The sequence below is a fragment of the Neorhizobium petrolearium genome (assembly GCF_029854435.1).
Classification (GTDB): Bacteria; Pseudomonadota; Alphaproteobacteria; order Rhizobiales; family Rhizobiaceae; genus Neorhizobium; species Neorhizobium petrolearium.
Genome location: NZ_CP123000.1, coordinates 3,623,777 through 3,642,270 on the forward strand (window position 1 = coordinate 3,623,777; position 18,494 = coordinate 3,642,270).

Genomic DNA, 18,494 nt, shown 5'->3' on the forward strand with positions numbered 1-18,494 from the left:
GGTTAACGCGATATTCATCGTGCTGACCTAGTGATTGACGCGATGTTATTTGCTGAAACGCGGTCTCTCCCATGCGAAGGCTGCATGGCTGGAGGTGTGCATGTACCGGCCGAAGGAGCCCGAGAACCGACGACCGGCATCATATGCTGCGTCCACCGGCCAGGGCACCGGCATGCCTTATCGCGGCTCGCTTCTCGATCGCCTCAATGACGACCGGTTCGAAACCGGAAAGCGGATCGAGGATGAGCGCGATGACGATCATGACGAATACTGGCGGCGCCCGACCCCGCGGCAGCCAGCGCCGGACCGTTTCGAGGAACCCGAAAAGCCGGAGAAATCCTCGCTCGACGGCATCATAGAAGCGCAGGTCCGCAGCCTTTCGGAAATCACGCCGGGAGACATTCTCTCCTGGCTGCGGGGCGGGCTGCGCTGGATCATCGTCATGACCGTCATGGGCGTGATTGCGGCCTTCCTCTATTCGGCAACCGCCACGCCCCGCTACACCGTCTATACGGACCTCATCATCGATCCGCAGAACCTCAACGTCGTCAACGATGATGTCTTCGCCTCCAACCCGCAGCGGGATTCGCAACTGCTGGAGGTCGAAAGCAGGCTGCGCGTGCTCACCTCCCGCAATGTCCTGATGCAGGTCATCCGGGACATGAAGCTGACCGAGGATCCCGAATTCACCAAACCGAGCCTGCTTGCGCCGCTCTACCGGCTGATTTCCGGCAACCGGCCGACCGGTGACAAGGAACTCGGCGTCTTGATGGAACTCGGCGACCGGGTGAAGGCAGGCCGGGAAGAACGCTCCTTCGTGGTCACGCTCTCGGTCTGGACCTCCGATCCGGAAAAGTCGGTCAGGCTTTCCGAGGCGATCGTCCGCGCCTTCGAGGCGGAACTCTTCGAATCCTCCGCCGACAGCGCCGGCCGCGTCGCCGCAACGTTGACCGGTCGACTGGACGAGTTGCGCGCCGCCGTGACGGACGCGGAGGAAAAGGTCGCGCAGTTCAGGCGCGACAACAATATCCAGGAATCCAATACGGGCGAGCTGGCCAGCACCCGCATTTCGAGCGCACTCGACACCCAGGTCCTCGACGCGCAACAGAAGCTGATCCAGGCCGAGGCGCGCTACAACCAGATGCGGTCTGCCGTCGCCGACAGGCGCACGGTCACCGCGACTGTGTTCGACTCGCCCAGTATGGAAACGCTGAGGGCGAGCTACAACACGCTGCAGCAGCAGATCGGTTCGCTGACCCTCACCTATGGTGCACGGCATCCGCGCCTGATCTCCATGCAATCCGAAAAGACCGCGCTCGAAAAAGCCATAGCCGACGAGGCGAACCGCATTCTTCAAAGTGCCAGGACCGACGTCGACGAAGCCCGCTCGACGCTCTCCCAGTTGCGCAGCAAGGCGGACGCGGAACGTTCGACCGTCTTCACCAACAACGACGCCCAAGTACGTCTCAGGGAACTGGAGCGGGATGCGCGCGCCAAGGCCGCCGTCTACGAGACCTATCTCGGCCGCACCCACCAGATCACCGAGCGCCAGCAGATCGACACGAGCAACGTGCGGGTCATCTCCCCGCCCGTGCCGCCGAAGACGAAAAGCTGGCCGCCGCGCACGCTGATCCTGCTTGTGGCAGGCGCGATCGGTGGCTTCATGGCCGGTACTGGCCTTGCTCTGGTACTGGGATTGTGGGGGCATTTCGGCGATGCCCGTGAACGCTTTGCCTATACGCAGAGATACGCCTTGAGGGGGTGACCATGCGCAGCCCCGCCGCCGCAGCGATAAGCTCATCTGAGATCGATCATCGCAGCATGATCGGCTCGCTGCTGTTCATCGCCATATTCCTGTTCGTCGCGATATCGATCAATCCTTTCTACGATCTGACACTGCCTTCATCCGCGAGCATCGAAACCGACAATTCCAGCAGGCTCAACCAGCTCCTGTTCATCTTCCTGCCGCTCGGCGCACTCGCCTGCGCCATGATGACCCCGATGCGGGGCACGCTCCTGCAGCCGTGGTGGCTGATGCTGACACTTTTCCTCTGGCTTCTGTTCGTCTCGCTCATCTCGAACCACAGCTTCAACGGCCTCAAGGCGCTGTTCGTCACATCGCTGATCGTCGTCGGCGCCAATGCCTGCCTGTTGCTGCCGCGGTCCGAAACCCATTTCGCCAAGCTTCTGGCGATTGGAACGCTTGCCTGCATCGGGCTTGCCTATTACGGTATCTTCTTTCTGCCGTACTTTTCCATCCATTCGGCTGCAGAGGTTTCCGAACCCATGCATGCCGGGCTATGGCGCGGCTATTTTCCGCACAAGAACAATGCAGCGGCCGCCATGGTGCTGTTTGCCTTCTGCGGCATATTCATCATGCGAACCTGGTCGCGGCTGGTGGGCCTGACAATAGTCGTCAGCGCAACATGGTTTCTCATGCACACCGGCGGCAAGACCGCTTCGGCCATGCTGCCGGCAATTATCCTGCTGGCCTGGCTGTTCGAAAAATTCCCGCTCCTGCGCATCCCGCTTTCCTTCGGCGGGGTCGCAGCCTTCAACCTCGTCGCCGTAGGCGCCGCCCTTTCCCCGGCCCTGAGCGAACTGGTGACAAGCCTCGGCGTGGATGCGACCTTCACCAACCGCACCGATATCTGGCGGCTCGCCTTCAACGCGATTTCGCAATTCCCGATGACCGGTTTCGGCCTCAAATCCTTCTGGCGCACGCAGGAACTGGTCTATGGCGGCGAAGGTCTGGAGACCTGGGCCATCCAGGCGTCGCATGCACATAATTCCTATGTGGAGATCCTGCTGATCGGCGGAATACCCGCCCTCGTTCTTTCCTTGATCTGGTTCTTCGCTGTGCCGCTGCGGAGCTTTTCGAAGATCGGCGCCCAGGGAAAGATAAGTCATAGCGGACGGCTTTTCCTGCGCATCTGGCTTTACATGATCTTCACCACGTGCCTCGAAAGCCTCCTTTATGAAAGTTCGGCCGGCTACATCATCGGCTGGTTCCTGTTCTGCATGGCGATCTTCGGGCTCCGTTACGAGGCGAATGCGGTCCATATCGAGGAGGAATCGATGCGAAGAGGGAAGCCAGCCCATGCCTGATGCATTGGAGGCAATGGGCAGCTTGATCGACCGGGTCAGCAACCGGCTCATCTGGAAGATGGCCCCGCGAACCCGTACGGTCGCAACCGATGTTCCGATCGTCTCGTTCACGTTCGATGACGTGCCGGATACGGCCCTGACCTACGGCGCGGCGATCCTGGAGAAATACGATGCGCACGGTACGTTCTACATCGCCGGTGGCATCGAAGGTCTGGTCGAACCGGACCGGACCTTGATCAGCCGCGAAGGCTCTCTCGAGCTTTTCCGCCGAGGCCACGAGATCGGCTGCCATACATTCGCCCATCGTCGCGTCCGCTCCTACGGCTCAGCACTGGCCGACGACCTCGACAAAAGCGCCCGCTATCTGCGTGGTATCGGCATTCCCCGCCCGGCCACCAGCTTCGCCTTCCCCTATAACGCCGCCTGGCCGCCGGCACGCCGTGAACTCGCCAGCCGCTACCGGACCTGTCGGGGAGCCGGCGAGGCGATCAACCGCGGCGCAGTCGACCCGTTGATGCTGCAAGCGGTGGAAATCCGTCAACCCGAGGAACATGCGCACGGGCTGACCTGCTGGATCGATGAGGTTGTGAACAATCCTGGCTGGCTCATCTTCTTCACCCACGACATTACCGAAACCCCGACGCCTTTTGGCTGCACGCCGGGGACTTTCGAACATCTGGTCCGTCATGCCCATCAGCGTGGATGTCGCATTTTGACGATAGAGGCGGCAGCGCGCGCCATGGGCTGGGAGGCTGATCCACGATGAACGCTCCAACGAATGTCCAGGTGACGATGGCGGACACACGTCGCCTTCTCAACATCAACAACTATTTCTACCGGCGCGGCGGCGCCGAGGCGGTGTTCTTCGACCATACGGCGCTTTTCGAAGAGATCGGCTGGAATGTCGTGCCCTTCGCCATGCAGCATGAAAAGAACCTGCCCTCGCCATGGTCGGACTATTTCGTATCCGAGATCGAATACGGCCGCGAGATCGGCTTGAAGGACAAGGTCGCGCAGGCCGCGAAGGTCATCTATTCTTTCGAAGCGCAGCGCAACCTGAAGCGCCTGATCGACAAGGCGCGCCCGGACATCGCACACGCGCATAACATCTATCATCATATCTCGCCGGCGATCTTCTCCACGCTGAAAGATGCCGGCATTCCGGTGGTGATGACGGCCCATGACCTGAAACTCGCCTGTCCCTCCTACAAGATGCTGCGCGACGGAGCGATCTGCGAAGACTGCAAGGGCGGCCGCATTCACAACGTCGTCGTCAACCGCTGCGTCAAGGGCTCGCTGCCGCTCAGCGCCGTGGTCTTCGCCGAGACGCTCCTCCACCGGAGCCTCGGCCTCTATCGCAACAAGGTCGACCGCATCGTCGTGCCGAGCCGCTTCTATTGCGAGAAACTGATCGAATGGGGCTGGCCCGCGCAAAAGCTGGTCCATATCCCGAACTTCGTCGATGTGGATCATTTCTCCACCGACTGGACGGAGGGCGATTATTTTGTCTTCGCCGGTCGACTGGCGCCCGAAAAGGGCATCGCGACACTGATCCGTGCCTGCGCCAGGGCGGGCCAGAAGCTGGTGATCGCGGGAACCGGACCGGAGGAAGCGGCTCTGAAGGAAATTGCGCATTCGACCGGGGCCGATGTCACCTTCGCTGGTTACCTGTCGGGCGAAAATCTCTTCCGGCTCATCGGTAAGTCGCGCGGCCTCGTCCTGCCTTCCGAATGGTACGAGAATGCGCCGATCAGCATTCTGGAAGCCTATGCGCTCGGCCGCCCGGTCGTCGGTGCCGCAATCGGAGGCATCCCGGAAATGATCCGGGAAGGCGAGACCGGGCTGACCGCCACCGCCGGTTCGGTGGACGGCCTGGCAGAGGCGCTTGCAGATCTCGCCTCCCGTCCGGCCGCCGAGCGGGCGGCGATGGGACAGGCGGGCCGCGCCTGGATTGCCGATGAATTCTCACGGGCGGCCTACCGCCGGAAAACGCTTGATCTTTACCAATCCCTTACCGGGGTTTGACGGTCGCAAAAGCCGATTCCCAAAATAGGTCGAGTGTCTTCAAATTTTTCCGCCGCTTTGCTCAATAACTGCACAACTCCTTTAAAATCTTAGGATTTTTCTTGCCGGTATAAGAAGGCTCCCTCCGTAGAACCGACGCCAGGAAATGATTTCTGGTATCGGTGGATGGACAAGAAAATCAACACGTCGAGCAAACGGCACCCGCAGTCTGCCCGGAAGCTTCCGGAGAACCTGTCGTCGCTCGAACAGATCCCTGCGCAGTTGCTGCAGGCCCAGGCTCTTCCGCGCCCCGATCCGGCCGGGCAGCGCCGCATCGAGCGTGTCGTCGTCGGCCAGGCACCACGCCTCTCGCCTGCCCTACCCGACGTCGTCAACGCTCCCGACATCCTTGTGGGGCGCGAGACCCCTCGCCAGCGCGTCATGATGCTCGGCCTCCGAGGCATCCCGAATGTGCAGGGCGGCGTCGAAAAACATGTCGAAATGCTTGCCCAGGAACTCGTCGCACGCGGCTGGGACGTCGAAGTGCTCGGCCGCCGCCAGTATCTCGCCGAACAGAAGGGGTCGATCTGGCGCGGCATCCGCATCGCGCCGCTCTGGGCGCCGAAATCGATGCTCTTCGAGGCCTTCGCCCATACGCTCATCGGTGTCCTCTATGCCGCCGTCCGCCGTCCTGACATCCTGCATATCCACGCGGTCGGCCCCGGCCTGCTGACCCCGCTGGCGCGTCTTTTCGGACTGAAGGTGGTGATGACCCATCACGGCTACGATTACGACCGCGAGAAATGGAGCCCGACGGCAAAAAGGGTGCTGAAGCTAGGCGAGCGGCTGGCCATGCGGTTTGCCAGCGCCAGGATCGCCGTCTCGCGCGATGTGGCGGAGACGATGAAGCGTCGGTACGGCGCGAAGGTTGCCCATGTCCCGAACGGCGTGACCGTGAGGCCGAGCCTCGTCGGCAAGGCGACGCTCGACCGGTTCGGCCTGCAGCGCCGCCGGTACATCGTCATGGTCGCCCGCTTCGTGCCCGAAAAGCGCCAGACCGACCTGATCGCCGCATTCGGGAAGCTGAAGCAGACGGACTGGAAACTGGTCCTGGTTGGCGGCGCCGATCACCGGGGCACGACCTATGCGAAGGAGATCGAGGAGATGGCGGCACGCGTTCCGAACGTCGTGCTGACCGGCTTCCAGAGCGGCGAAGAGCTGGCCGCACTGTTCTCGCAGGCAGGGCTCTTCGTCCTGCCGTCGATCCACGAGGGCATGCCCATTTCACTCCTCGAAGCCATGGGTTACGGCCTGCCGGTGCTGGCAAGCGATATCGTCGCCAATCACGAAGTGGAATTGCCACCGGAAGATTATTTCCCCGCCGGGAATGTCGATGCCCTTGCCGAGGCTCTGGCACGCAAGATCGCCGAGCCCTTCGGTCACCAGACCGCCCTGTCGCGCATTCGGGAAATGGAACGGACCTATGCCTGGCCTTCCATCACCCGCAGCACGCTGGAAGTCTACAAATCCCTGGTATCGTCGGGAAAATGAAGGAGCGGCCGTGAGCGTATCGGTCATCATCAAGACGCTGAACGAGGAAAAGCGGATCGCCCGCACGATCGAATTCGCGCTGGCAGGACTGCCCGGCGGTCGAGGCGAAGTGATCGTCGCCGACAGCGGCTCGTCGGACGCCACCGTCGAGATCGCGTCGCGTTATCCGGTCCGCATCGTCCAGATCGAAAACCCGGCGCGTCCGAGCTGCGGCATCGGCCCGCAACTCGGCTTCCAGTATGCGCGGCAGGATTTCATCTGCCTGATCGACGGCGACATGGATCTCGATCCCGGGTTCCTCCCCGAGGCGCTTGCCTATCTCGACCGTCATCCAAAGGCCGGGGGCGTGACAGGCCATGTCGAGGAAATGATGCTCGACAATCTGGAATATACGCGCCGCGTCCAGCGCAATGCCCCGGAAAACCGCACCGGCGCCATCGACCGGATGAACGGCGGCGGGCTTTATCGCCGTGCTGCGGTCGAGAACATCGGCTACCTGACGGACAGGAACCTGCACGGATACGAGGAGTTCGACCTTGGCATCCGGCTTCGCCATGCGGGCTGGAGCCTCTTTCGCCTCGACCGCCGCTTCGTCCGGCACTACGGCCACAACGTCAATTCCTATCGCCTGCTCGTCCGCCGCTGGAAAACCAAATATCTCTTCGGCATCGGCGAATTGCTGCGTGCCTCGTTCGGAAAGCCCTATTTTGCCCGGCTCCTGACGGAATTGCCGGAGCTCCGGCTCTGGGCGCTGGTAGCGGCCTGGATCCTCTTTTCGCTCGGGTTGCTGATCGCCATCCCGGACAAGCTCCTTGCGCTGGGATCGGTGCTCGGCATTTTCGCAGCCATCGTTGCGCTGATGTCGTGGCGGAAGGGTAATTTCAAGCTCGGACTTTATACGGTAGTCGCCTGGCTGTTCCACACGATGGCAGTGCCCTTCGGCTTTTTCGCCCCACGGCGCGATCCCGGCGGATGGGTGGAGAGCCGGGAGATCGGAGACGGAGATGAAAAGACTGGTCCGCATCCTGGCAGCGGCGCTCGCGCTCACGGTTTCGACCAGCCCAGCCTGGCCGGCTGACTGGCTTCCGGTCCGGGAGATTTCGCTTACCATCGCCCCCGGCAGCCCGCTCGATTTTTCCGGCTTCCTTCCGAACGGCCCCATCGACGGGGATAGCCGGCTTGTCGCCGGAACGGACGGCCGTCTGGCAAGAGCCGGCGCGCCGGATAGGCCGGCCCGCCTGTTCTGCGCCTCGCTCGCGTGGAGTCCAGCATCCGGCGGCTTTCCGAACCACGCGGACGCGGATGTCTACGCCAGACAGCTCGCGATGCATGGCTACAACATCGCCCGCTTCCATTTCATTGACGGAAGCCTGATGTTCGGCCGGCAGAAGGATTTCGATTTCGATCCGGAAATCCTCGATCGCATCCACTACCTGATGGCTGCGCTGAAGAAGCACGGCATCTACTGGATGGTCGACGGGCTCACCTCCTGGCGCGGCGGTTATGGTGGTCATGACGACCGGTGGGCGCCCTCCGAAGGCCTCAAGCTCGAAGTCAATTATCAGGACAGGGCCTTCGCCCACTGGAAAAGGCTGGTCACGGATTTCCTCACCCGGGTCAATCCCTACACCGGCATCGCCCCGATCCGCGACGACGCGCTCGCCATGGTGGTCCTCGTCAACGAAAACAGCATGGAGTTCGAGACGGTTGTCCATGACCGGGCAGGCCGCCCCTATCCGGACAGCCTGCGCCAACCATTCAACACCTGGCTGCGCGAACGCTACGGCTCGACCCAGGCGCTTAGGGCCGCATGGCCGGATCTTCGGGCGAACGAACGGCTGGAAAATGCCTCGGTGCGCCTGCCCGTCGAACGTTATACCGATAGTCCGCGTCTGCGCGATCTGCAGGCATTTTTCGTCGAGACCGAGAAGGACGCACTTGCCCGCATGACCAGGGTCTTGCGGGAGCTCGGTTATCGCGGCCTCGTCAGCGATTACAACAACTGGCCGACGGTGCAGACCGGGCTCACCCGCCAGAACCTCGAAGCCGTCACCATGAACACCTACCAGGACGGCGTAATGAGCTATGAGCCCGGAGCGAAGATCAAGAACGAAAGCTCGCTCGCCGATGCCGGCTCCTACATGCGCATGGCCGCCGCAAGCCGCTGGCTCGGTAAGCCTTTCGGCATCACGGAATACGATCATCTCTTCTGGAACCGGTATCGCTACGAGGCCGGCCTCGTGATGCCCGCCTATGCAGCCTTGCAGGGCTGGGACATGCTCTGCCGCCACGGGCACGGACCGATCGCCCTGCAATATGGCGAGCCCTTCCCCCACAAGCGCGCCATGCTGCCCTATGCGATCGCGCTCGATCCGGTCGCCCGCGCCGGTGAGACGCTCTCCGCCCTCCTCTTCCGGCGCGGCGATGTCTCCATGTCGCGTAACACCATTCCCTTCCTTGTCCGCGGCGAGGAGGATTTGACGGATGACATGCAGGCGACCGAGCCCGACACCCTGACCGTGCTGTCGCTCGTCTCCCGCATCGGCCTCAGGCAATCGGACGGATTGCGCGAGTCGCTTGCGGTCAATCAGCCGCGCGGCGAGGCAGACGCCGGCAAACTGCTGGCGGCCATGAAGGCCTCGGGCCTGCTGCCGGAAAACAATCGCACCGACCCGGCCCAGGGCATCTTCCAGAGCGATACCGGAGAACTGCTCCTCGACAGGGATAAGCGCAGTCTGACGCTATCGGCGCCGCGCACCGAAGCCGCCGCCTTCGTGGCACTGGATGGCCCGATCGATCTCGAAACGATCCGCATCGAACGCGGGGACGGCGACGCACTTTTTGCGGCCTCGGCGCTCGATGGGGCAGCATCGCTCGCGACGGCCAAGCGCATGCTGCTGATCTTCGCCACCGACGCCCGCAACACGAACATGCGGTTCCGGGATCGAGAGGAGAAGGTGATCGAGGATTTCGGCACCTTGCCGGTCTTGATCCGCAAGGGCACGCTTTCGATTGAATTTAAGCATCGAACCGGTCGCTGGCGGCTCTCGCCGGTCGGACTGGACGGCGTCGTACACGCACCGCTTCAAAGCGGCAATGGACCGTTGCGCTTCCAACTCAACAACGACACGCCGGCTGGTCCCGCCACATTCTTCCTGCTCGAAACAGACTGATCGTTCGGGCGTCCAGCCGAACCGACCAAGCATTCGCGGAAACGCTAACTCGGTAGCGAAGCCCGGGCAGACAGAGCAGTTTCACGATCACGAGGCAAACCATCTGGACGCGTAGAAAGCACTGTCATTCACGAGCAGGTGAAAACGGAACAAAACCACCCGCTCGAAACCGATCCGTCTTCGTTCTTGGCTTGCAAAGGGTAGGAGAAAGAGTCATCTTTCGGGCATCGCCAGCTATGGATAAGGGCAGCGGCGACTGGAAGACAGGAGCGCTTTCGCCCCCAGATAGTGGAGGCTGAAAAGATGAATCCGGCAGTTCTGACAAGCACTTTCGAACCGAATGAACTTGCATTTCTCAAGCGTCTTTTTGACGGTCTCTGCGCCGAGCGCGGGCTGACCGGTGGAAGCCTTGCCGCCAACGACCTTGCCGCAAGGATCATCCAGCTTTACCAGCAGGGCGTGCGGGATGAAAAAGACCTGCAAGTCCAGTTGGATTGCGGAGCTTTGAGAAACTGACATCGCGGCTGGGATCGAAAGCTGGAGCGCTGAGCCTTGTGGCGTCCGGATATCCTGCTCGGGCTTCCTCCTCGCATCAGCTTTGCTTCAGCCAATAAAACTCTCCTAAAAAGGTCTCACCATCCACTCTGGCCGGCCAAAAACTATCTCTTGGCCATAAGGTCCCGTTCGTCCCGCATCAGAAATATGCGAGTGATCGGATCGAGATTGGCTTCCAGCCAGTCGGCCATGGCAACTTCTTCCGCGAGGATGCGCTCGAAGACAGCTTTCGCCTCCATCTCCTCGAGTTCGTCGGCTGCAGCGATCAACACGCGATAGCTGGCTATTTCGAGATGCTCGAACGCATAGCTCGTCATCGCGCCCTTGACGACCTCGTCGCTGGTGAGCATGCCGCCGACACCCTGGGCCTTCGCGGCAAGCTTCGCCGCCATGTCCTTGAGCGTCACTGCGCCGGTCCAACCCGATAAATGATCAAGCAGGTCCTTCAAGGCCTGCGCATGCGCCTCCGTTTCATGAAGGTGCTGGACGATCCTGGCCTTGAGGTCGGGGTAGCTTTCTATCCGGCGCGATTGGTCGGTCAGCATGGTGACCGCCTGTTCCTCCATGGCATGGGCTGCGCGAAGCCAGGCCAGGAAATTGTCTCGAGCATGTGCCATTCTCATTTCCTCGCAAAACCGGTTTGCCGCCCGACAGGCGGATCGCAAGCAGTTTACTAGCCATAGGGGCAAGATCATGACGCTGACAACCAGAACGACCTCAATCCTCGGAGCCAATATTCCGGTGCTGCTGTTGCTGGCGGCCGGGCATTACCTCAGCCGCATATCGAACGACACGGCGCAGGGAAGCGACCCCACGAGCACCGGCTCCACGAACCGATAGGAACTGTTGGATCTTGACGGTTTCCGAAACGGCGATTTGCGAGGAACAATCACCATGCCGGACGGTTGTGGGCTGAATAACAGGGAGTATTCTCATGATACCTGATCCTCGCGAACCCAGCGAACAGCCGCCGATGCCGGCGCCTGTCTGGACCCCGGAGCCTCCGATCGAGGAACCGGAACCGGATCGTCTGCCGGATGAGGTGCCGGTGCCCAATCCTGATGAGAATCCCAATCCGCCAGCCCACATGCCGCCTGGCAACCCGACCGCACATTAAAGCGATACCGGCGCAAGGCGCCGGGAGGGCAACTATGGATATCCATCGCCATACGCACCTGGACCACAGGCAGATACCACGGAAAGACAGCAGGACATTGGTGACGTCCGGGCTCTGGAAGCTGCTTGTCGCGGCAGCCTTCATCCTTCTCGCGCTGGTCGCCTCCATGGAGATTTTTGGAGACACGGGCGGTGATTTCGTCGCGCCGAACCCACCGCAGCAAACCGAAGGTGAATAGTTGCCGGCCCCGCCCTCCCGCTCTCTCCCGGAGCGGGATTGGCCTTCGGGAACAAAGGATAAAATTCACACGTTTCCTTATCAATTGCACGACGAGGTGGTTGAGGTGGATACGAAGACGCGATCGCTTTCTTTTCAGGAATCCATATTCCAGTTCGAGCCCATCATCCGGCCGGGCCGCAACGCCTGGCGTAGCGCTACGGCGGAAAAGCTCGCCTTCCTTATCGACGGCGAGGATTATTTTTACCGGCTGGACCAGGTGTTGCGCCAAGCCAAGAGTTCGCTCTTCATCATCGGCTGGGACTTCAATCCCAACATCGTGTTGAGGCCCCACGATCCGGACGGAGAGACACTTGGTGATCTTCTTCGCAAGCTGGTCGACGAAAAGCCCGCCCTCGAAATCCGCATCCTCGTCTGGGGCATGGGACCGGTCTATTCCGGCAAGAGCCTGAAGATTTTCGGCAAGATGGAATGGAGCGACCATCCCCGTATCTTTCTGCATTTCGATTTCGATCATCCGCTTCGCGCCAGCCATCACCAGAAGATCGTCGCCATCGACGACAACACAGCCTTCCTCGGCGGCATCGACCTGACGGCCCGCCGCTGGGACGACCGCAGCCATGCAGCTACAAATCCCCTGCGTTGCTCGCCGGATGGCACGCCCTATGGACCGCTCCACGACATGCAGACCATCGTAACCGGCGATATCGCGCGATTGATCGGCGATGTGGCGCGACGACGCTGGAAGAAGGCCACCGGCGAAGTCCTCACCCCTCAGCATATTCCCGGCGAAAAGCCTTGGCCGGCAGATCTCAAACCGGCGCTGACCCATTGCAGCACCGGCCTTGCCCTCACGGAACCGTGGAGGTGGAAAGGCCGCCTCGGCCACCGTGAAGCGATCCGCCTGACCCACGACGCGCTGCGCAGCGCCAGGCGGCATCTCTACATAGAGACCCAATACCTGGCCTCCTTTGGCGTGGCCCGCACCCTTGCCAGACGGCTCCGCCGGGCCGACGGCCCGGAGGTCGTCGTCATCGTCACCCGTGAATCCCACGGCTTCCTGGAGAAGCTGATGATGGGTCACAACCGAAACCGTCTGATCCGCCGCCTGAAGCGGGCCGACCGACACGGCCGGCTGCGTGTGTTCTATGCCGCGGTGCCGGACGGCAAAGGCGGCGAACGGGAGATCATCGTGCATTCCAAGGTGATCATCGTCGATGATCGCTTCGCGCGTGTCGGATCGTCCAATCTGAACAATCGCTCGGAGGGACTGGACACAGAATGCGATCTTGCCGTCGAGACCGCCGATCCTGCCGGCAGGCAGGCCATCGCTGCTCTGCGCAACGACCTTCTGGCGGAACATCTCGATGCCGAACCGGCCGAAGTGGCACGGATCATCAACGAGACAGGCTCCATGCTGGCAGCCATCGACAGGCTGAACGTCAAGCCGCGCGGCTTGCGATCCTTCGATATAGATCCCGAAAAAGGCGAGACCGAATCCATGGTCGGCACCGGAATCATCGATCCGAAACAGCCCTTCTGGCCGATCCCGCTGATCCGAAACGGACTTCGGAACTTCTTCTCCAGCCTGTCACATCACCGTCTGTTCTGAATACCTGCCGCCCCGATGGCGATAATAGGCTTCAGTGACGATGAAGATCGGTACGCCGATTGTCAGTGGCACGAAAAAATAGAGCACCCGGAAGGCGACCAGGGCGCCGATCGAGGCGGTCGACGGCAGGATGCCGAGCATCGTCGCCTCAAGGACTCCGAGCCCGCCCGGCACATGGCTGATGAGGGCTGCGATATTCGCCGTCACGTAAGCGCTCGCCACTTCAAGATAACCGGCGTCGGTGAACGTCGCGAGAAGCTGGCGGATCGAGGCGGCAACGCATGCAAAATTGAGCGCGCCAATGACGATCTGGCCGAGGGCAATTCTTGTTCCCGGCGGCTCGAAACGCCATGTCCGCAGGCAGAGAGGCCGGCGTACAAAGCCGCAAAGCAACAGATAAGCGGCCGGTATGGCAAGACAGAGGAGGCTCACCACGATCCTCGCCGGGCCATCAAGCCCGATAAGGTTCGGCTCATCGCCCCGCTGCAGCAGCAATGCCAGGCCGGCAAGCGTCGCAAGTCCGAGCCCGACCGTTATTCCGCAGAAGATGATGACCTTCGCAACCTCCTCGGCCGTCAGCCCCCAGCGCGAATAGAACCGATAGCGCACGGCGCCGCTGCTCAGGGCTGCAAGTCCGACATTGTGCCCGATCGAAAGCGCTGTGAACGAGGCAAGCGCCGTCTGCCGGTAGGCAAGCCGCTTGCCGGTATAAAGCACCGCGAGCGTATCGAAGCCGGTCAGGCAGAGATAGGACAGGACGACGAAGGAAAAGGCGGAAGCCAGCCGGAAACCGGCAATCGACTGGACCGATTCCTCGATTTCATCGAGGGTATAGCGGCCCAGACTGCGATAGACGAGGAAGATCGCCAGGCAGATCGCCGCGCCGACGAGGAGCTTCACCATGTAACGCCTGAAGGTCATACCCTTTCCCGCGAGTGGTTATATGTGGACGGGAACGAAAAACCGGCAAAGGTGTTCCCTGCCCTATGAACGATCCGACAGTTCCACCATCCTTCGAGGGGCCTCGTCTGAAAATCCTGAGCTACAACGTCCATAGCTGCATCGGCACTGATCGCAAGCTTGACCCTGCGCGAGTGGCCGAAGTCATCGCAACCGTAGAACCCGATATCATCGGATTGCAGGAACTGGATGTCGGCCGCAGCCGCACCGGCGGCGTCGATCAGGCTCATGCCATCGCCTCTCTGCTGCGCATGGAATTCCATTTCCATCCAGCCCTCAACGTCGCTGAAGAACGCTATGGAGACGCCATCCTCACTGCTTTGCCGGCAAGGATGATCAAGGGCGGAGGCCTGCCCTCCGTTGGCGAACCGCGTGGTGCGATATGGGTGGAGATCAAGGTCGGCGATCATTGCCTGCAGGTGTTCAATACGCATCTCGGACTGCGCGGCCGTGACCGGCTCAGCCAGATCGGCGCGCTTCTCGGCCCCTCCTGGCTCGGGAGCCCCGCCTGCCATCAGAAGCCTCGTATCCTGATCGGAGATTTCAATTCCACTCCGTCTACCGCCACCTACAAAACCGTCGCCCGCCGGATGGCTGACGTGCAATCTCGTTTGAAGGCAAAACCCAGGGCAACCTTCCCGTCACGCTACCCGCTGTTGAGGATCGACCACATCTTCGTTTCCAGCGAGGTCACGCCGGTAGACGTACAGGTCATCTCGACGCCGCTGACACGCCGCGCCTCCGATCACCTGCCGCTCCTGACCACCGTTCATCTATGATTTCAATGGATCATCCGGTTCAGCCTTCGGGCTTCCTTCAGAAGGCGCACGACATCCTGGTCCGTCGTTTCCGTGAAATCGGCATAATGCGCGCTCACCGCCTCGAGGTGCTGCGGCGCAGACAGGCAGACGATGTCATTGACCTCTTCCCGCAGAGATTCCACGAGATCGCGCGGCGCGACGGGCACGGCGATCCAGATCGAGCCGACGCCCATCTCCTTCAGCGCATGGATACCGGCGCGGATCGAGCTCCCGTTGGCAATGCCGTCGTCGACCAGGATGATATCACGGCCCGCATGATCGTGGTCCTGCGGCTCATCTTCGCCGAAATATATGCGGTGCCGGCGTTCAATCTCGGCCAACTGATGCTCCCGCTCGGTGGCGAGATATCCTGGCGGGATGCGGAAGTGACGGGCAGCCTCTTCGCTCACCACCACATGCGGTTCCTTGCAGTCGACCACCGCGCCGATACCATATTCCGGATGGCCGGGTGCCCCGATCTTACGCACGATCAGGAGATCAAGCGGCGCTCCCAGCCGCTGTGCGATCTCGAAGGCGACAGGCACGCCGCCGCGAGGAAGTGCCACAACGACAGGATCCTGAAGCTGCACCGACTGCATCGCTTCCGCAAGCTGCCTGCCAGCATCCTCGCGATCGGAAAAAGCGGGGGCCAAACCGGGCATGTCTTCCTCCCATAGCATGGCGGCGCGACCGCAGGCCGCGCCTCCTGTTTCCTCCGGCACAAAGAGCATAACCACCGCAGGGATGTGGGGCAACCTTAAGGCCGGTTTCATCTCCGATATGCAGCACCAGACGCCGCCATCCTTGCAGTGTTCGCTTTCATGCTCGCGGCTGCAGCATGGAACTGCGGTTCGCTCAGTGCTTCGTCCGGGATACGAACTTGTTGAAGCGGCTGGTCTTTCCGGCCTCCGTCTCGTCCTGATAAAGGAAGGCGAGTTTGTTCTTGTCGAAGATCGAGAAGAAGTCGTTCCATTCGATCTTCTCCAGCGCTTCCTCCGGCTTGCCGAAGTCGACACGCAGGATGCCGCCTTCCCCGGCGCCCTTGACGCGGGCCGGGTGACCGCCGCGTTCTTCGATCCACTGACGGATTTCAGTGTGGTCCATGGTCTCTACGGCTTTGCTCATCGCTTTCGTTCTCCCTGTTGGTCGATTGCAGAACCGACGCCGCCGGGGATTGTTCCGTTTGCGAACACGAGATCGAAATCCAAAATGGAACAAAATTCACGACTATGTGTTCACGGCGTGTCGGACGACGAACCTCCACGCGGCCGACAGCGTCATAAGTACCCTCCCCAACTGGCGCTTCCCCTGTGCGGGAAGCGCTTTTTCTTTGCAAAGCCCGTCTCAGCGTCTCGTCAGCGCCACCACATAGCGCGTCGGGGCCTTGCCCGGATTGAAGAAGACGCAATCGGACGGCGGACCGAGCAGCAGGCAATCGCCCTCGGAAAGATGATGCAGCGCCGTCCCTTCCTGAAAATCGAGCCTCCCCGAAAGCACCCAGATCTGCTGGTGCTGGAAAGCAAAGGCCGCGGCGGGATAAGGCACGCGCACGCCCGGCGGCAGCGAGACATCGATAAGCTCCAGCATGGAATTCGGCGGTGAGACGGCTCGGCGCGTATAACCGGTTTCCGGGTCGGTCCAGACCGGTTGTTCCGCTTGCGGGGCAATGCGCTCCTGTACCCGCTCCGCCAGGGCCAGCAACACCGAAAGCGGCAGGCCGAAGGCACCGGAAAGCCGGCCGAGCACGGTCGCAGTCGGGCTTGCCTCGCAGCGCTCGATCTTGCTGATCATCGCCTTGGAGACTCCGGAACGTTCCGCAAGCTCCGCAAGCGACCAACCGCGCGCTTCCCGCTCGATCTTCACCCGCATGGCAATCGCCTGAACCGGGTCCTTCTGCACGTGCTGCAAAGCTGCTTGCCTTTCGTCAATCGTCTTTTATAGTGGACGTTCAAATCATATAAGAGACAAGTCTTGTCCGCAACGAGAATAAAGGGAAGTGTGTCATGGGGAATAATGGGACGCGCGAAATCCGTTTCAACGCTTTTGACATGAACTGTGTCGGCCATATTCAGCAAGGGCTATGGGCGCATCCTCGTGACCAGTCGCATCGATACGCCGAACTGCGCTACTGGACAGACTACGCGAAGACCCTGGAAGCCGGCCTGTTCGACGGCATTTTCCTGGCCGATGTCGTCGGCGTCAACGATGTCTATGGCGGCAGCAATGCCGCAGCGCTGAAGCATGCGGTGCAGGTGCCGGTCAACGATCCGATGATGCTGGTGCCGGCCATGGCCGCCGTCACGGAACACCTTTCGTTCGGTGTTACCGCCAACCTGACTTATGAGCCGCCTTTCCTCTTTGCCCGGCGCATGTCGACGCTTGATCACCTGACCGGCGGACGTATCGGCTGGAATATCGTAACTGGCTATCTCGACAGCGCGGCAAAGGCGATCGGCCTTGATACGCAGGCCGCCCATGACGACCGCTATGATCTTGCGGACGAATATATGGAGGTGATGTACAAGCTCTGGGAGGGAAGCTGGGAGGATGACGCGGTCATCTTCGACCGTCAGAGCCATCTTTATGCTCGTCCCGAGAAGGTCCATAAGATCCATCATCACGGCAAACAGTACCGCATCGATGCGATCCATCTCTGCGAGCCGTCGCCGCAGCGGACCCCGGTCCTTTACCAGGCGGGCTCCTCGACGCGCGGCCGACAATTCGCGGCGACACATGCCGAATGCGTTTTTGTCAACGGCCAGAAGATCGAAGGCGTGAAGGATATCGTCGACGACATCCGCGCCCGCGCCGTCGAATATGGCCGCGGGGCGGACGACGTGAAGGTGTTCATGGGCGCAACCATCGTCACCGGCCGCACGGAGAAGGAGGCGCAGGAGAAATTCGAGGACTATCGTGCCTATGTGAGTTCCGAAGGCGCACTCGTGCATGCCGCGGGTTCGCTCGGCATCGATCTTGCCAAATACGATCTCGACGAGCCGATCGAAACAGGCAAGAGTTCGGCGATTGTCTCGAACATCGAAGCCATGACCCGCACCGTCGGACCGCAATGGACCAGGCGCAAGCTCCTGGAACAGATGGTGCTCGGCAGCCGTCAGGCACCGATGATCGGCTCCGCCGAACAGATCGCCGACACCCTCGTCACCTGGGCGGAACAGGCCGGCGTCGACGGTTTCAACCTGTCGCGCACCGTTGTGCCGGAGTGTTTCAACGATATCATCGCGCTCGTGATCCCGATCCTGCAGGAGCGCGGCCTCTACAAGACGAGCTATCGCGACGGCACGTTCCGTGAAAAACTGTTCGGAACACCGCGGCTACCGAACCGGCACATGGCCACGAAATATCGCATGACGGGGTGA

At 61.3% G+C, this 18,494-nt stretch carries 19 protein-coding genes; 14 read left to right on the forward strand and 5 right to left on the reverse strand.

Translation table 11 applies throughout. The features are described 5' to 3' along the window. The first annotated feature begins 100 nt into the window (after positions 1–100). The 8 genes from QEO92_RS17865 to QEO92_RS17900 all read left to right on the forward strand — a co-directional run bounded on the left by QEO92_RS17865 (position 101) and on the right by QEO92_RS17900 (position 10,352). Positions 101–1,765, forward strand: a complete 1,665-nt coding sequence (locus tag QEO92_RS17865) for a GumC family protein (protein WP_227703914.1) — start codon at positions 101–103, stop codon at positions 1,763–1,765. A 2-nt stretch (positions 1,766–1,767) separates the two neighbouring features. After that, on the forward strand, positions 1,768–3,108 hold the full coding sequence (locus QEO92_RS17870; RefSeq protein WP_227703915.1) for an O-antigen ligase family protein: 1,341 nt from the start codon (positions 1,768–1,770) through the stop codon (positions 3,106–3,108). Beyond that, positions 3,101–3,874, forward strand: coding sequence for a polysaccharide deacetylase family protein (locus QEO92_RS17875; RefSeq protein WP_227703916.1), 774 nt, complete (start codon positions 3,101–3,103; stop codon positions 3,872–3,874). Before QEO92_RS17870 ends, QEO92_RS17875 begins: the two co-directional genes overlap by 8 nt. Beyond that, positions 3,871–5,133 carry a glycosyltransferase family 4 protein gene (locus QEO92_RS17880; protein ID WP_227703917.1) on the forward strand — a complete coding sequence of 421 codons (1,263 nt, stop codon included), beginning with the start codon at positions 3,871–3,873 and terminating at the stop codon, positions 5,131–5,133. The genes QEO92_RS17875 and QEO92_RS17880 overlap by 4 nt, the downstream gene beginning before the upstream one ends. 165 nt (positions 5,134–5,298) lie before the next feature. Continuing rightward, positions 5,299–6,663 (forward strand): glycosyltransferase family 4 protein, encoded by a 1,365-nt coding sequence (locus tag QEO92_RS17885; RefSeq protein WP_407721505.1) that lies wholly within the window; start codon positions 5,299–5,301, stop codon positions 6,661–6,663. 10 nt (positions 6,664–6,673) lie between these two features. After that, positions 6,674–7,741 (forward strand): glycosyltransferase family 2 protein, encoded by a 1,068-nt coding sequence (locus QEO92_RS17890; RefSeq protein WP_227703918.1) that lies wholly within the window; start codon positions 6,674–6,676, stop codon positions 7,739–7,741. Continuing rightward, entirely contained in the window at positions 7,668–9,836 is a 2,169-nt protein-coding gene (locus QEO92_RS17895; RefSeq protein WP_227703919.1) for a glycoside hydrolase, read from the forward strand. The genes QEO92_RS17890 and QEO92_RS17895 overlap by 74 nt, the downstream gene beginning before the upstream one ends. A gap of 303 nt (positions 9,837–10,139) precedes the next feature. Further along, positions 10,140–10,352: a hypothetical protein gene (locus tag QEO92_RS17900; RefSeq protein ID WP_152601151.1), complete on the forward strand. Its 213-nt coding sequence runs from the start codon at positions 10,140–10,142 to the stop codon at positions 10,350–10,352. Positions 10,353–10,495: 143 nt separating this feature from the next. Here QEO92_RS17900 and QEO92_RS17905 read toward each other — a convergent pair whose 3' ends face one another. Next, positions 10,496–11,008, reverse strand: a complete 513-nt coding sequence (locus QEO92_RS17905; protein WP_037152650.1) for a ferritin-like domain-containing protein — start codon at positions 11,006–11,008, stop codon at positions 10,496–10,498. A 76-nt stretch (positions 11,009–11,084) separates the two neighbouring features. Here QEO92_RS17905 and QEO92_RS17910 point away from each other — a divergent pair, with 76 nt between their 5' ends. From QEO92_RS17910 to QEO92_RS17925, 4 genes are all read left to right on the forward strand, one after another. After that, positions 11,085–11,231 carry a hypothetical protein gene (locus tag QEO92_RS17910; protein WP_227703920.1) on the forward strand — a complete coding sequence of 49 codons (147 nt, stop codon included), beginning with the start codon at positions 11,085–11,087 and terminating at the stop codon, positions 11,229–11,231. A 97-nt stretch (positions 11,232–11,328) separates the two neighbouring features. After that, a complete protein-coding gene (locus QEO92_RS17915) occupies positions 11,329–11,508 on the forward strand; it encodes a hypothetical protein (RefSeq protein WP_152601170.1) in 180 nt (59 codons plus the stop codon). Between the two features lie 34 nt (positions 11,509–11,542). Continuing rightward, positions 11,543–11,746 carry a hypothetical protein gene (locus QEO92_RS17920; RefSeq protein ID WP_037152655.1) on the forward strand — a complete coding sequence of 68 codons (204 nt, stop codon included), beginning with the start codon at positions 11,543–11,545 and terminating at the stop codon, positions 11,744–11,746. A 105-nt stretch (positions 11,747–11,851) separates the two neighbouring features. Further along, a complete protein-coding gene (locus QEO92_RS17925; protein ID WP_037153645.1) occupies positions 11,852–13,357 on the forward strand; it encodes a phospholipase D-like domain-containing protein in 1,506 nt (501 codons plus the stop codon). On the opposite strand, the gene QEO92_RS17930 is transcribed toward QEO92_RS17925, so the two are convergent. Then, positions 13,337–14,278 carry a putative bifunctional lysylphosphatidylglycerol flippase/synthetase gene (locus tag QEO92_RS17930; RefSeq protein ID WP_227703921.1) on the reverse strand — a complete coding sequence of 314 codons (942 nt, stop codon included), beginning with the start codon at positions 14,276–14,278 and terminating at the stop codon, positions 13,337–13,339. The two genes, QEO92_RS17925 and QEO92_RS17930, sit on opposite strands and share 21 nt — an antisense overlap. Before the next feature lie 65 nt (positions 14,279–14,343). On the opposite strand from QEO92_RS17930, the gene QEO92_RS17935 reads away from it, so the two are divergent. Further along, entirely contained in the window at positions 14,344–15,096 is a 753-nt protein-coding gene (locus tag QEO92_RS17935) for an endonuclease/exonuclease/phosphatase family protein (protein WP_227703922.1), read from the forward strand. A gap of 2 nt (positions 15,097–15,098) precedes the next feature. Here QEO92_RS17935 and QEO92_RS17940 read toward each other — a convergent pair whose 3' ends face one another. The 3 genes from QEO92_RS17940 to QEO92_RS17950 form a co-directional block, all read right to left on the reverse strand. Further along, a complete protein-coding gene (locus QEO92_RS17940; protein ID WP_227703923.1) occupies positions 15,099–15,779 on the reverse strand; it encodes a phosphoribosyltransferase in 681 nt (226 codons plus the stop codon). A 193-nt stretch (positions 15,780–15,972) separates the two neighbouring features. Beyond that, on the reverse strand, positions 15,973–16,242 hold the full coding sequence (locus tag QEO92_RS17945) for a hypothetical protein (RefSeq protein WP_037152661.1): 270 nt from the start codon (positions 16,240–16,242) through the stop codon (positions 15,973–15,975). Between the two features lie 219 nt (positions 16,243–16,461). Further along, positions 16,462–16,986 (reverse strand): helix-turn-helix domain-containing protein, encoded by a 525-nt coding sequence (locus QEO92_RS17950; RefSeq protein WP_052182966.1) that lies wholly within the window; start codon positions 16,984–16,986, stop codon positions 16,462–16,464. Between the two features lie 134 nt (positions 16,987–17,120). Here QEO92_RS17950 and QEO92_RS17955 point away from each other — a divergent pair, with 134 nt between their 5' ends. Beyond that, complete coding sequence (locus QEO92_RS17955; protein ID WP_227703925.1) at positions 17,121–18,494, forward strand: LLM class flavin-dependent oxidoreductase; 1,374 nt, start codon at positions 17,121–17,123, stop codon at positions 18,492–18,494.